We start from the raw sequence: 13,931 nt of genomic DNA on the forward strand, positions 1-13,931 counted from the left end.
GGTCAGGGCCGAAGTACCCGGCACCCCGGGCCCTCGTTCAGGACGTCAGGTGCACCGGACGGTGGGTGAACTGTTCGATGTCGCCCGCCGTCGCGTCGAGCAGCTTGTACGCCAGGTCGGCGAGGGCCCGCGCGGTCGCCAGCTCGTCACCGATCTCCGGCACCTCCCGGTCCGCCGGGCTCCGCCGGGCCTCGCCCTCACCCCGCAACGGATTGCGGGCGTCGGTGTGCAGACGTGCTTCCGCGCGGGTCCGGCGTTCGTCGTCGTACTCACTGATAAGAATCTCGACCGTCCACGTACGCGTATGCATGGCACGGCACCTCCTGTCCTCCTGCCGGGGGCGGCGCGGTCCGCACCCCGTTCGATGGTCGCGCCGGACGGATCGCCGGGGCAGAGCCGGAGGTGGGCACCGCCCGGGCCCAACGGCCCGGGAAGCGGTCCGAGACCTTGGACTCTGCCGCTGTGCCCGGCATCGGCACACCATGGAGGAAGAGTTCCGTCGGACCGCCGCGCCACTGGAGGTGTCCGATGTCCGACCAGCCCACGTTGCAGTTCCCGCCGGTGCCCGCAGACCCCGCGCCCGCCGCCGGGCACCGCCACCCGGCCGTTCGGGCCGCCCTGCTGGCCGCCCTGACCACGCTGGTGCTCGTGCTGCCGATCGCGCTGTTCCTGCTGCTCCGGGGCGCTCCCGACGACAACACCCAGCCGGGCGCGGCGCCGCCGTCCGCGACCCCGGAGACGACCGCACCGTCGGCCGAGCCGAGCCCGTCGTCCGCGGCGCCCTCGCGGCCACCCGACGGGCGCATCTCCCTGCGGGTGCTGAAGAACGCCACCCTGGACATCCCGCGCTGGCCGGCCGACAACTTCCAGGGCGTGCAGGGCAGAGTCCGGTTCCGCGACGGGCAGGCGGACATCCCGTCCCGTCAGGTGCCGGCCGGAAGTGCTCCGTACGCCGAACACGTCGTCATCCTCGCCGTGACCTACGGCGACGTCGATCGGGACGGCGCGCAGGAGACCGTGGCCGAGATCGGCTGCCTCATCGAGGGAGGCAGCAAGCAGCTGGTCGCGTTCGACCGGGACCGCGCCGGGCGGATCGTCACCCTGGGCACGGTCGTCAGCACGACCGGGGAGCTCCGGGACCTCCGTACCGGCAGCGCGCGGGTCTCCCGCTCCGGCACGGTGACCGTCCGGGTCGGCGACTACCAGGGCTGCTGCGACGATCGGACGCCGGTGACCTGGCAGACCCGCGGCTACCGGTGGCAGGACGGCCGCTTCGAGCAGACCAGCGGCCCGACGAGCATGCCGGTCAACCCCGCGGTCACCGAGACCCGGATCTTCGCCGGTGAACTGACCCTCGGGCCGGTCGTGGCGGACCACCGCTACGGCACGGTGCAGGTCACGGTCAGCCACCGCTGGGGCACCCGGCCGCGGGCCGTCAAGCTCGTCTTCTTCCCGCCGTCCGGTCTCGAGCGGGCCGGGACGGGATGGCCGCCGGTCACCGAGGACAAGGTGTCGTTCACGGTGACGATCGACCCGCCCCTGCCGGGCGGCATGACGACCCACCGCTACGCGTTCCGGGCCCCGCCCGCGATGACCACCGGGCACCTCGACATCGAGTCCTGGGCCGTCGGCGACAGCGGCGGCCGCGCGCCCCTGAGTGAAGCGGTGAGCTTCAACAACACCACCGTCGCGATGATCCGCGGCGTGGACTGAGCCCGGCCCGGCGACGACGACGGCTCAGGAGGCCACCGACGTGGTCAGCCTGAGGGCGCGGCGACGCCGGGCACGGTCCGGGTGAGCACCGCGACGGTCATGATTTCTCTCACCCGCATGATGTCGCCCCACATCGTCATCGTTCCGCCCAGCGTTCGGCATGCCGGGGCCCTGACATCAGGACCGAAGGTCCCGGTGACGGGGCCTCGGCACCGGTGGCGACGTTGTCTCATCCGGCGGCGGACGCGGTGGACCGCGTGCGCACATCTCCTGCGATCCCGGCGAGGGCGGCCCGCTCGACTCTCGCCATTCCTGGATCACGGCCCCTCGTGTTTCAGCCCGTTGCCGGGTTCGTCCGGTATGCGGGTTGTCCCCTGAAGGTTGAAGGGTTCATCTCAGGAGGAAAGGGGCGTGAGTGGTGGACCTTGTAGCGGTGTGGTTCGGCTCCAGAGTCTTTTGCGTGGTTGGTGTATCGGGCGATGGCAATGGCCCGCCGGAGTGACGTGGGCCGCGCGCCGACCGCCACCGACGCGCAAGATTTCGATCTTGTTGATGTGGTGTGAGCTCCGAACCTTAAGTCCACAAGATCGACAATTCGCTGCTCGCTTCGTGACTTTTACGCCCTCTGTTCTCTTAGGAGTTCCTGCGATGTGAGAATCCTGCTCAATATGTGGCCCAGTGCTGCAGGTTCGGCGGCGGGCAGGCCTCCGGCAATGCTTGGCGCGGCCGTTCGGCGCGGCAGAAGCGTGTCGCCCGTCCGGGGGATGGCGATCGATCATCACACCAGCCATGCAAAAGACTCTGGAACGTTTTAGCTCATCAAGATCTGCGGGAAGGCTGCCGCCGAGGCTGCGACGGCGGGATCGGTTGCCGCTCGTTCAGTTCTTCTCGTCGAGGGCCAGGACGACACCGCGGATCTCTTTGAGCGTCGCGTCGAGCACGTTCACCGCGGCGGTGATCTGCTGGACGGCGAGCCGGTTGCCGATGAGACCCAGGGCGTTCTCCATGATCATCGAGGCCTCGAAGATCCGGTACACGACCGTGTCGTGCACCGCCTTGGCTATCCGTTCCCGCTCGTTGAGCAGTTCGAGCCGGCGGACCTGTTCCTCCATGCGCCGGTGGTCGGTGTCGTCGCGGGTCACCTTCGCGAAGCCGTCGATCCGGCCCGCGGCGCCGCGGATCGCGGTGACGGTCACGGCGGCCCAGAAGCGGCTGCCGTCGCGGCGGACCCGCCAGCCCTCGTCGTGCGCGACGCCGCGTTCGGCCGCGTCCCGCAGCACCCGGTCCGGCTTGCCCGCACGGGCGTCCTCGGGCGGGTAGAACAGCGAGAAGTGCCGCCCGAGAATCTCGTCGGTCTCATAACCCTTGATCCGTTGTGCGCCCGCGTTCCAGGTCACGACCCGGCCCTCGGGATCGAGCATGAAGATCGCGTACTCGTCGACCGCGTCGATCAGCAACGCCGCCAGCCTGGTGTCCGTCATCGTGGCGGTCTGACCGGTTCTGTCGTGGATCTGCACAGCGTGGTCCCGGCTGTCCATCTTCCCTCCAGGTCGAACCTGTCGAGCAGCTGCGCACCGCACGAGAGCGGGCCGAGGCGCGATGGGTACGGTGCCGAGACTGCAGTCCAACACGGAGGCTGCCGCTGGGACACCGGAACACCGGAAAGGTTCAGAAGTGCCTTGTGTCGCATATCGGAATAATGTTACGAAGCGGCGATTTGCTGCGGGCGTTCGCCCAGCACGCCCCTGAAGAGCGCGTCCCGGACGGCGATCTCGCGCTGGTCGAGTCGCCGACACCGTTGCCCGCGGGAATCTCCACCCGCAGCAGCTCGGGTGTGTTCAGGGCGGTGTCCACCATCAAATCCCGCGGATTGCTGACCGACCGGCGGGTCAGGCTGCCCGGCCGCAGCATCGCCAGCAGCGTCCGCGGTGCGTACTCCCGCAGGTGCAGCAGCATCGCCAGGCTCCGCCGGCCGTGCACTGCCGCCCGGCGCTCCGGGTCGAAGCCGCCGGGCAGGCCGATGAAGAAGTCGGCGCCCAGCGGCCCGGCGATCTCCTCGGCGAAGAAGCGCCCCAGCGTCCGCCCGGCCGGGTCCACCCGGCGCACCAGCTCACTCTCGTACCAGCCGAGGGTGATCGCGTGATAGCCGTGCCGGGTGCCCGGCGTCCACAGCGGCCGTTGCAGGGCGATGGCCGCCGCCACCACTGACACCCTCCCTCGCCGCTCCCGTCAGGGCGAGGTTTCTCCGGCGGGTGTCCGTTCCGGAAGGGGCGATCGGCCCTAAGTCCCGACGGTCCGCCCGGTCAGCACCTCGGCGACCAGCGTGGCGTAGGCGTCATCGGTCGCCGCCGCGTTGTGCCGCTCGGCGTAGGCGCGGGCGTTGCGGCCCAGCCGGGTGCGCCGGGCCGTGTCGCACGACAGCTCCTCGACGGCCCGGACCAGCCCCCCGACGTCGAAGGGCGCGACCTTCACCCCGCACTCGGCCGGGATCCAGGTCAGCTCCGGCAGGTCGAAGTGGACGACCGGCTTGCCGTGCGCCATCGCCTCGAGGGCGACGAGGCCGAACGCCTCCTCGCGTGAAGGCATCACCAGAAAGGCGGCGTCGTTCAGCAGGTCGCTCTTGCGGGCGCCGCGGACGTACCCCACGTGACGGACCCGGCCGGCGAGCGGCCGGATGAGCCTCGCCAGGCGCAGCTCGTCGGCCCGGGTGCCGGCGCCGGCCACGATCAGCGGCAGCGCGCACGCGCCGGCCCGCCGGTACGCGTCGACCAGCAGATCAAGCCCCTTCCCGGTGACCTCCACCCGGCCCAGGAACAGGCAGAACGAGCCGGTTCCCGGCCGGGCCGGCGGCGCGCCGGGCATCTCGATCGCGTTCGGTATCAGGCGGACGGTCGCCGCCGGGCTGCACGCGCGGACCAGGTCCCGGTCGCGCGGATTGAGGACGATCACGTGGTGGTAGCGACGCAGCGCGAAGCGTTCGATCGGCACGAGGACGGGAAGCCGGTACTTGCGGGCCATGCCGCGGGCGGAGAGGCTCTGCGCGAGGCCGACGACCGGACGACGCGTCACCATCGGCAGCAGGCTCGACGAGAACGGCGGCGTGAAGCTCTCGATCCACAGATCGTGCCGGACGACCAGGGCCGCGAGCCGCAGCAGCGGGTGGTAGAGCAGCTGGCCGAGGCGGGGCCCGGCCCAGCCCACCGGCAAGGCGATCACCTTGACGCCGGCCGGCAGGTCGATCCCGCAGCGGTCCGTGGTCACCAGGACGACCTCGTAGTCCCGGCTCAGCCGGTTGATGATCCGCCGCACCACCACCGGGCCACCACCGGAGTACGCGGGGTGGTCGAACAGGGAGACGACGATCCGGGGCCGCCGCGCTCGACGCGGTGTCGTGGTCACGGCGGATTCACCCCGTCCGGCACCCGCGGTGGCACGAAGTAGCGCTCGGGCAGGCTCGGCACGGCGCCGTCGGGGAACAGCGCCGTGAACTGCGACCGGTAGCCCCGGATCAGCCGCTGCTTGCCCGCCACCCCCTCGTGCCGCTCGACCGCTACGAGGTGGTGCCGCCGGACGAACTCCGGGTCCGCCGCGTGCCGCGTGGCGTAGGGGAAGTCCGCGTAGTAGACCGCCAGGCCGGGACAGCGTTCGCCGACGGACCGGGCGATGAGGTGATCAACGTGGCCGCCGAGTCCCAGCGGCAGGAAGACGGTCGCCGGGCGCCGGGCGGCCACGAGCGCCATGATCTCGTCGGCGGCCCGCCGCACCACGGCCGCGTCGCGCCGCGACGGCCGCCCGGTGATCACGTGCAGGCGGTACGTCGGATAGGTCAGGCCCAGCTCGGGCCACCACCGCGCGGCCAGCCGCCGGGCGCTCGTCATCCGCTCCGGGCGGCGGAAGAGCGCCTCGGTCAGGCCGAGATGCACCACCTCCACGCCGAGTTCCGTCAGCACCTTCCGGTCCTCCTCGCGCCGGGCCCGGTACAGCGCCTGGGCGTCGCGTGCCCCGCACTGCCGCAGATAGCTGCGGGCCGACAGCGACACCGGGCCGGGCGCCGCCGCGGTGAACAGCGTCGCCACGGTCACCTGACGGGTGTCCCGCAGCGCCGTCAGCAGCGCACCGCAGGAGAGCACGCAGTCGTCCAGATGCGGCGAGACGAACAGGTACGGCCCCGGGAACGACGCCACCGGCTCCGCCGCGGCGCGCTCGCCGGCGCCGGCCGCCCTGGCCGGACGGCGTGCCCGCAGCAGCAGGTATCCGCAGCAGCAGCCGGCGGCGACCGCCGCCACGAGCCAGGCTTTCGGGTACGCCCGCAGCGGCAGGAGCACCGCGGCCAGTGCCGCCGGCAGGACCAGTGACCTCAGCGGCACGGGGTTCCAGCGCCGCCCGGAACCGTGGGCGAGCACCTGCAACACGATCGCCGTTCCCGCCGCCGCCAGCGCCGCGCCCACCGCGACACCGGCCGGGCCGCCGACCCGCCAACCTGCGGCGATGGCCGCCGCCGACACCAGCAGGCCGCCCACCTGGACCGGGATCGCCGTCCGGTACCGCTGCAGGGCCTGCAGGTAGGCGGTGATCAGGCCGACGACACCGACCGCCATGCCGACCACGGCCAGCAGCGGCAGCAGGGCCGCCGAGCCGGTGAACCGCACCGGGATGACGATCGCGACGAGCTCGGCCGGCGCGGTGCACAGCACGGCCAGCACGACCGCCGCGATCGCCGCGTACCAGCTCATCGCCCGGCGGAGCACGCCGGCCCGGTCCCGGCTCTCGGTGAGCAGCGGGAACATGACCAGCGACAGGCCGGTGGACACGAACACCGGAACCCGGCCCAGCACGGCGGCGGCCTGGTAGCCCGCGGCCTCGTCGAGCGGCAGCGGCAGCACGGCCACCAGCAGCACGTCCAGATTCGCCTGGGCGGCCAGCAGACCCTGCATCGAGGTCATCGCGACCGTGGTGCGCAGCGAGCGCCGCAACTGCTCCAGCGCCAGCACCGGGCGCAGGTCGTGCCGCATGCAGACGACGCCGAACAGCACGGCGGACAGCGCCCCGGCGCCGAAGCCGGCCAGCGCCCCGGCACCGCCGAAGCCGGCGGCGATGAGGCCCACGCCGACCACGATCTTCACGACCACCTCGGCGACGACGACGGTGGCGAGCAGACCGAACCGGCGTTCACCCTGGAGCCAGCCGATCGTGGTGTTCGAGACGAAGATGGCCACCACCGAGCCGGCGATGACCAGCCGGGCCGGCCCGGACGCGAACCGGCCCGCCACCCCGGCGGCCACCAGCGCGCCCGCCAGGCCGGCCACGGTGTTGGCCAGCAGGGCGAACGACACCGCGGCGCGGCGGCGCAGCCGGTCCGACCGTGCGGAGGCCAGCTCGTGCGCCAGCACCCACGGCACGGCGCACTGCGCCATCGCCCCCACCGCCAGCAGGAGGGCCTGACCGGCGGCGAACGTGGCGTAGTCCGCCGCCTGCAGCAGCCGGAGCAGCACCAGCGCGTATCCGTAGTTCAGGGCCCCGGCCGCGACGGTGGACAGCAGCAACCACCGGGACCCCGAGCGCAGCTCGTCGGTGTCACCGGGCGGCGCCGGCGACCGTGGCGCCCGCACCGGCTCCAGCGCGGTCACGACGCCCTCCGGACGGGTTCCGGCCCGGCCGCCCGGGTGCCGGTGAGCACCACCGGTCGCGGCGCGGCGGTGACCACCGCGGCGCGGCCCTGGACCGGTACGCCGAGCCGGCGGCCCCGGTGACCCGCCCGGAGGGCCGGGGCGCACCCGCGCAACAGGACGACCGCGTGGATGAGCGCGAACGCCACCCCGTTGAGCACGCCGGGGCTGGGGTCGTGCCCGATCCCCCACGCGGAGACCCCGATCAGCAGCCCCGCGGTGGCGAGAGCCGGCGCGACCACGCGGGGCTGCCGGCCGCCGTGGCCGTTCTTGGGCGTGACCACGAACGCCGCGGGACGGCGGAGCACCGCCCGCACCGTGGACACGATGCCGACCCAGAAGGTCGCGGCCGAGAGCGCGAACGCGCCGAACGTGTACGCACCGGAACCGGCCCGGGCCACCCCGGCGATCGACAGCACGAAGTACGGCGCGAAGTGCAGCAGGAAGGCCGAGGCGCTGGTCGACGAGAGCGGTTGCGCGCCGAGGAGAATCCGGACGAGGGGCATCAGCATGTACACGGCCAGGGTCCAGCCGTACAGGAAGTACGACGCCGACAGCAGGTACTGCAGGCGGATGCGGAACGGCAGGGGCGCCCGCAGCACCTGCGGGAGCGCCGAGATGCAGCCCCGCGACCAGCGCAGCTGCTGGCTGACGTAGGAGGCGGCGTCCTCCGGGCCGAGCCCCTGCGCGAGGACCTGGGGGACGTACACCGACCGCCACCCGGCCGCGTGCAGCCGCACCGAGAGGTCGAAGTCCTCGGTCAGCGACGACTCCGGGAACCCGCCGGCCGCCCGCAGGGCCGCCCGCCGGAAGACGACGTTCGTGCCACAGCAGAACATGGCGTCCAGCGCGGCCTTGCCCGTCGCGATGCCGCCGAAGAACAGCGCCTGCTGCGACCAGGCCGCGCCGGCCGTCTCGTTCCGCGCGGCGTTGGCGTAGTACTGCGGCGTCTGGACGAAGGCGACGTCGGGGGCGGCGAAGTGCCCGACCGTGGCCTCGAGGAACAGCGGACCGGGCACGTGGTCACAGTCGAGCACCGCCACCAGCGGGGCGTCGGTGCGGGCCAGCGCGTCGTTGAGGTTGCCGGCTTTGGCGCCCCGATGCGACGGCCGGCAGTGGTAGGCCGCGCCGAGCCGGGCGGCGAGCGACGCCATCTGCGGGGCGTGGCCGTCGTCCAGGAGCGCGACGTGGACACGGGCGCCGCGCAGGGCCACCGCGGCCCGGACCACCGGCTCGACCACGTCGACCGGCTCCCCGTACACCGGGATGAGCACGTCGACGTCCCACCCGCGGCGGGACGGCGGCGCGGCCTTCGGGCGGGGTGACGGGCGGGCGCAGGTCCACCAGAACCCGAGCGCCTGCGCCAGGTTGAACAGCTCCGCCAGGACCAGCAGGCCGTACAGCACCGGGTTGCCGACCCGGTGCGGCTGCAGCAGCCACCCGAAGTACCACAGGGCCGAGACGGCGGAGATCCCCGCGAGCAGCCGGAACGTCATGGCCTCGCCCCGGCTCGCCGGCTGTGGTTGCCAGGGCGGCGGCGCGGTGCGGGGATCGCTGCCGTTCATGCGAGGACCCACAGCGTGACGTTGTCCCAGTGTCTGGTCTGCCGGACGGTCCGCCCGCTGTGCTCCAGGGTGTACACGGTCGTCTCGGCCAGCCGGGCCGTGCCGGGGTCGTTCAGGAAGCTGGCGATCAGGAAGATCCGGCCGGGCGACGGCGGCAGCGGCGCGTCCTCCCGCACCGCGGCAGCGGGCGGTTCCGGCCGGTAGTAGTCGATGACCGGGCTGAGATAGTCCGGGGCGTAGAGAATCAGATCACCCGGCTGGGCGTGCCCGGCGACGTACTGGAAGGCGCTCCGGTAGTCGTACAGCCGGGGGTTGCCGGGGTTGAACTGCTCGTTCGCCAGCCCGGCCAGCAGCGTCAGCGCGAGCAGGCCGGCCGCGGTGGCGCGGGCGGCGGTGCTCGACAGCCAGCCGGTGGCGGCCCGTGCCGCCAGCAGGAGCAGCGCGGGCAGGACCGAGATGAAGTACCGGACCTCGAAGAACGTCCGGGCGCGCACGCTGATCACCAGGGCGCCCAGGACGGGAATCAGCACGGCGGCCACCAGCAGGTTGGTCGCCCACGATCGCCCCTTGCCCAGCAGCGCGAGCACGATCAGCATGGCGGCCGGCCAGAGCGCCACCAGCCGCGTCATGAGCGTGTCCGCGTGGTAGCCCCACACGCTCCAGACGAGGTTCGCGGCGACGACGTACGCCGAGACCGGCTCGCCGGTGGTCGCGGCGCCGCCGGGGCTGCCGGCGTGCGTGAGCTGCTGGATCGCGTACGGGGCGAGCGGCAGGCAGAGGACGGCGGTGGCGGCGATCGACAGCATCCACGGTCGCCGCAAGCCGGCGGTGCGGTGGCCGCCGATCCGCCCCCGGGTCGCGGCCACGGCGAAGATCAGGTGCTGGGCGGCCAGCTGCAGCACCGAGAAGTAGTGGGTGTAGATCATGGCGGCGGAGCCGAGCGTGAACAGCGTCCACCCGAGCCGGTCGCCGCGGTTGAGCACCCGCGCCTGGCCCAGCAGTGCAAGGACGGAGAAGAGCAGGTAGCAGGCGTACATCCGGGCCTCACCGGAGTACCACACCGCCAGCGGCGCGACGGCCATGAGCACGGCGGCGGCGAGGCCGGCCCGGCGGTCGTAGAGCTCCCGGCCGAGCAGGTAGGTCAGCGGGATGCAGGCCGTTCCGGCGATCACCGAGGGGATCCGTACGGCGAGCGGCCCGTCACCCAGCACCCGGAGACTCAGCCACAGCACGCTGCCCCACAGTGGAGGATGCAGGTCGTCGTTCATGAACTGGGTCAGCATCCGGCCGTACGGCAGCCGGGCCTGCCCGATGCTGATCGCCTCGTCGAGCCAGACGCTGCGCAGCGGGAACAGCCGCAGCAGCGCCCCCACCACAGTCACGACGGCCAGGGCGGCGTGGTCGAACGAAAGGCGCCGCCGGTGGCTCTGGCCGGCCGCGGCTTGCACGTAAAGAGCTGCGCCGGTCATGCGTACCTCAACAGGTCGTACGGGCGCGCCAGGCGCAGGCGGATGCGAATGTCCGGGCGCGAGGACAGCCCGAGCCGGCGCACGACGGTCAGCGCGTCGATCTCGTCGGCGCCGTGCAGCAGCCCCACGACGGTGTCACCCTCCCGGGACCAGCTGTCGGTGCGCCTGGTCAGGCCGCGGAGCCGCGGCAGATCCGGAACCGCGCCGGTCAGCTCCAGCACCGTCGACACGTCACCCGCGGTCCGCCTGTCCCGGGCAGCCGGGACGTGGCGCGCATCCGCCTCCAGCACCCGCCGGATCTGCTGCGCCGTCCGCCACCAGTGGAAACCGGCGGCCCAGGCCCGGGCCCGCGCCCGCCACCGTTCCGCCTCGGCCTCGTCCCTCAGCCGTTCGGCCAGGTCGGCGATGGCCTGCGCGAGGTGGGCCTCGTCGTCGACGAGCAGACCCGTGCGGCCGTCCCGGACGGCGTCCTGCACCCCCGGTACGCGCAGCGCGACGACCGGAACGCCGAGCGCGCCGGCCTCCACCAGGCTCAGCCCCCAGCCCTCCCCGGCCGAGGCGCTGACCGTCAGCCAGGCCGTCCGCAGCAGACTCCACTTCTGCGCCTCGTCGAGCCGCCCGTGGACGACGGCGCAGTCGGCCAGGCCGCGCCGCTCGATCTCCCGGGTCACGGCCGCGCGGGACGGACCGTCACCGACGAGGTGCAGTTCGAGGCCCGGCACACTTTGCCGCGCCTCGGCCACCGCATCCAGCACCAGCTCGACCCGCTTGTGCGGGACGAGCCGCGTGACCAGGACGATCCGGGGCGACGGCGCGCGGGCCACCGCCGCGCCGGCCGGCAGGTCGGTGCCGCACGGGGTGATGAACACCGGTCCCTTGAGCCCGAGCTCGCGCCGGATGGCGTGCCGGGACGACGGTGACACGGTCACGATGGGCCGGCGGCGGTACACCAGCGCCGTGCCGCGTCGCTCCAGCCACCGGCCCACGCCGGAAACGGGCCACGGGAAGTACTGCCGGAACTGCCGCTGATGCACATGGTGGATCAGCAGCACCACCGGCACCTTCCGGCCGAGGACCAGCGGGGAGAAGAACGGTATGCCGTTCTGCGAATCGATCACGCCGTCGATGTCCCCGCGGTGCCGCCAGAGCCAGATCAGCGCGGCCCCGTACACCGTCAGGGTGCCGCCCCTGCGGACCAGCCGGAAACCGTCGTGTTCCTCGGTCGAGGGACGCCCGGGGACCCTGGCGGTCAGGTAGGTCACCGCGACGCCCTGCTCGACCAGCTCAGCGGCGACGCGCTCGCAGTACAGCTCGGCACCGCCGGCCCGCGGATGAGCACAGTCACGCCAGTTCAGAACGGCAATCCGGATCCGGCTCACCACACACCTCCCCCGTCGTCGCCGGCCCGGCGGACGCCGCCGGAGCCTCCGGTGGGCAGGGGGGAAGCAGGCCCGGATCGAGGGTCAGGATGTCGACCGGCTCCTCAGCGATCATCCGGAGCCCCCGCAACTCCCGGTAGGCCCGGATGCCGTCCCGGACGCTGCGCAGCGTGGAGCCGCGCCGGTCGTACCAGTCGACCGGGAGCTCAACCACGGGCAGGTGGGCGCTGTGCGCCAGGGCGAGCAGTTCCAGGTCGAAGGCGAACCCCGTGGTGCGGGACTCGGCGAAGAGCCGCCGGGCCAGGTCGCCGTCGAAGAACTTGAAGCCGCACTGGGTGTCGGTGAGGTCACCGACCAGGCGGCGGCTCAGCGTGCGGAAGCCGCGGCCGCCGAGCCGCCGGAGCAGGGACTGCCGGACCATCACCCGGCCGCCGGCGCAGTACCGCGAGCCGATCACGATCGGGTGCCCGGCGATCAGCAGGTCCACGGCCGGCGCGATCAGCTTCGCCGGGGTCGCCGCATCGGCGTCGCAGTACCCGACCCAGCGGGCCGGGGAGGTGAGGACCCCCCGCCGCACCGCGGCGCCCTTGCCCCGCCGCGAACATCCGATCACCAGCACCGGGACCCGGCCGGCGACGTCGTCGGCCACTTCGGACGTCCGATCGGTGCTGCCGTTGTCGACCACCACGATGCGGCTGCTCCACGGCTGCGACCACAGGACCTCGGCGGTCGCCCGCAGGGTGGCCCCGAGCCGCTCCTCCTCGTCGAAGGCGGGAATCACCACCTCGAGATCAACGGGCGACCGGGCGACATCGGTGATCACCCGACCACGACCGCTCGGCGCCCGGCTCCGGACACCGCCGCTGCGCAGTAGATCCATGGTTCTCCTCCCCGTGTGCCGCACCGTGCTAAGGCACGCCGGCCGACGGAAGCTCGGCACGGTGCCGGAGCGTCGCCCGGTGGCTCTCGACGCGGCGCACGGCGTCATCGTCCGGGCTCGCGTCGTTGCTGTAGTGGTCCGCCATGAAGCCCCACGCGAACAGCCCGTCGCGGGCCAGGTCCGCCAGCGACGCGGTGGTGAAGACCTCGGCGGCGAACCGTTCGAACGCCGTGCGCTGACAGCCGGCGTCGCCCCACAACTTGAAGTGGGAGACCATCACCGGTTTGCCGAAGCCGCCGAGCTGACGCACCGCGCCGCGGACCTTGGCGACCGCGATGTTGCGGCCGCCGACCTCGTCGTCGCACGGCTGCATCTGCTGGACCGCGACAAAGTCACTGACGGCGATCTCGTCGCGGAACCGCGCGATGTCCCGGTCGTGCACCCCGTCCCAGGCGTAGCCGCCGAAGCCGAGCGCCACGCGCGCCCTGTCGTACTCGTCGTGAATCGCCGCGACCGCCCGTTGATAGGCGGTCATCAGGGCGTCGCGGTAGGCCGGGTCACCGTCGCGGTAGGTCTCGAACTCGGAGAACAGCACGACGTACAGCGGACCGTAGTGCGGTCCGGGGCCTTTGTGCAGCCGGGTCAGCAGGCGGATGTCGGACTGGAAACGATCACTGATCGCGTACTGCGGCTCGTCGGCCAGCCAGACCACCAGCTCGACGGCCGCGCCCGCGGCGTACACCTCGGCCACCGCCGGGCCCTCGACCTGCCGCATCCAGTCCAGGTCGGCCGGTCCGTTGAACCACGCCGTGACCATCCCGGCCACGCCGTCGCGGAAGAAGAAGCTGCCGAGCGCCGGCCCGAGTTGATCGCCGATGCCCCACAGGATCCGCGGCCGGGACGACGGGCCGGTGACCCCCGGGTCGTCCCCGGGCACGGTGACCGCGCCCAGGACGATCGTCAGCACCAGCACCAGGCACACCGCCGCCACGTGCCGGAGGGCGGGGAATCGCATCGGCCATCCTCCCCCCGGGACGCTCGTCACCTGCCTCCAGCACATGCCCGGGCGGGCCGCAGCGACAGAGCCGGCAGTCCCGAGCAACACCTACATAGGACACGTTCGCGGTGCGCCGGGTCCCGGGCGCACCGGCGCCGGGGGGGGGGGGCCGGGGCGGGGGAGCAGACCGGGGCGTCCGGCGGGGAAAAGCAGGGGTAGAGGTCAACCCAACCAGAAAGAGCAGTTCCCTCCGGCGGGGGTG

Annotated in this window: 11 protein-coding genes; 1 reads left to right on the forward strand and 10 read right to left on the reverse strand. The window is 72.8% G+C overall.

Annotated features, from left to right (window positions below; all coding sequences use genetic code 11):
• Nucleotides 1-37 precede the first annotated feature (37 nt).
• Nucleotides 38-310, reverse strand: coding sequence for a DUF1876 domain-containing protein (locus ACIBQZ_RS36850; RefSeq protein ID WP_396093521.1), 273 nt, complete (start codon nt 308-310; stop codon nt 38-40).
• 218 nt (nt 311-528) lie between these two features.
• Between ACIBQZ_RS36850 and ACIBQZ_RS36855 the strand changes: the two genes are divergently transcribed.
• Nucleotides 529-1,713, forward strand: coding sequence for a hypothetical protein (locus ACIBQZ_RS36855; protein WP_396093522.1), 1,185 nt, complete (start codon nt 529-531; stop codon nt 1,711-1,713).
• A gap of 878 nt (nt 1,714-2,591) precedes the next feature.
• On the opposite strand, the gene ACIBQZ_RS36860 is transcribed toward ACIBQZ_RS36855, so the two are convergent.
• From ACIBQZ_RS36860 to ACIBQZ_RS36900, 9 genes are all read right to left on the reverse strand, one after another.
• Nucleotides 2,592-3,194: a PAS domain S-box protein gene (locus ACIBQZ_RS36860; protein ID WP_396093524.1), complete on the reverse strand. Its 603-nt coding sequence runs from the start codon at nt 3,192-3,194 to the stop codon at nt 2,592-2,594.
• Nucleotides 3,195-3,381: 187 nt separating this feature from the next.
• Nucleotides 3,382-3,915, reverse strand: coding sequence for a serine hydrolase domain-containing protein (locus ACIBQZ_RS36865; protein ID WP_396093525.1), 534 nt, complete (start codon nt 3,913-3,915; stop codon nt 3,382-3,384).
• Nucleotides 3,916-3,993: 78 nt separating this feature from the next.
• Nucleotides 3,994-5,112 (reverse strand): glycosyltransferase family 4 protein, encoded by a 1,119-nt coding sequence (locus ACIBQZ_RS36870; protein ID WP_396093526.1) that lies wholly within the window; start codon nt 5,110-5,112, stop codon nt 3,994-3,996.
• Nucleotides 5,109-7,340, reverse strand: a complete 2,232-nt coding sequence (locus tag ACIBQZ_RS36875) for a PIG-L family deacetylase (RefSeq protein WP_396093527.1) — start codon at nt 7,338-7,340, stop codon at nt 5,109-5,111. Before ACIBQZ_RS36875 ends, ACIBQZ_RS36870 begins: the two co-directional genes overlap by 4 nt.
• Nucleotides 7,337-8,944 (reverse strand): glycosyltransferase family 2 protein, encoded by a 1,608-nt coding sequence (locus tag ACIBQZ_RS36880; protein WP_396093528.1) that lies wholly within the window; start codon nt 8,942-8,944, stop codon nt 7,337-7,339. The genes ACIBQZ_RS36875 and ACIBQZ_RS36880 overlap by 4 nt, the downstream gene beginning before the upstream one ends.
• Nucleotides 8,941-10,413, reverse strand: coding sequence for a glycosyltransferase family 39 protein (locus ACIBQZ_RS36885; protein ID WP_396093529.1), 1,473 nt, complete (start codon nt 10,411-10,413; stop codon nt 8,941-8,943). Before ACIBQZ_RS36885 ends, ACIBQZ_RS36880 begins: the two co-directional genes overlap by 4 nt.
• On the reverse strand, nt 10,410-11,792 hold the full coding sequence (locus ACIBQZ_RS36890) for a glycosyltransferase family 4 protein (protein WP_396093530.1): 1,383 nt from the start codon (nt 11,790-11,792) through the stop codon (nt 10,410-10,412). Before ACIBQZ_RS36890 ends, ACIBQZ_RS36885 begins: the two co-directional genes overlap by 4 nt.
• On the reverse strand, nt 11,755-12,615 hold the full coding sequence (locus ACIBQZ_RS36895) for a dolichyl-phosphate beta-glucosyltransferase (protein WP_396093531.1): 861 nt from the start codon (nt 12,613-12,615) through the stop codon (nt 11,755-11,757). Before ACIBQZ_RS36895 ends, ACIBQZ_RS36890 begins: the two co-directional genes overlap by 38 nt.
• An 85-nt stretch (nt 12,616-12,700) precedes the next feature.
• A complete protein-coding gene (locus ACIBQZ_RS36900) occupies nt 12,701-13,687 on the reverse strand; it encodes a hypothetical protein (RefSeq protein WP_396093532.1) in 987 nt (328 codons plus the stop codon).
• Nucleotides 13,688-13,931 lie beyond the last annotated feature (244 nt).

Origin of the sequence: Actinoplanes sp. NPDC049599, assembly GCF_044465625.1 — a bacterium.
In the GTDB taxonomy this organism is placed as follows: Bacteria; Actinomycetota; Actinomycetes; order Mycobacteriales; family Micromonosporaceae; genus Actinoplanes.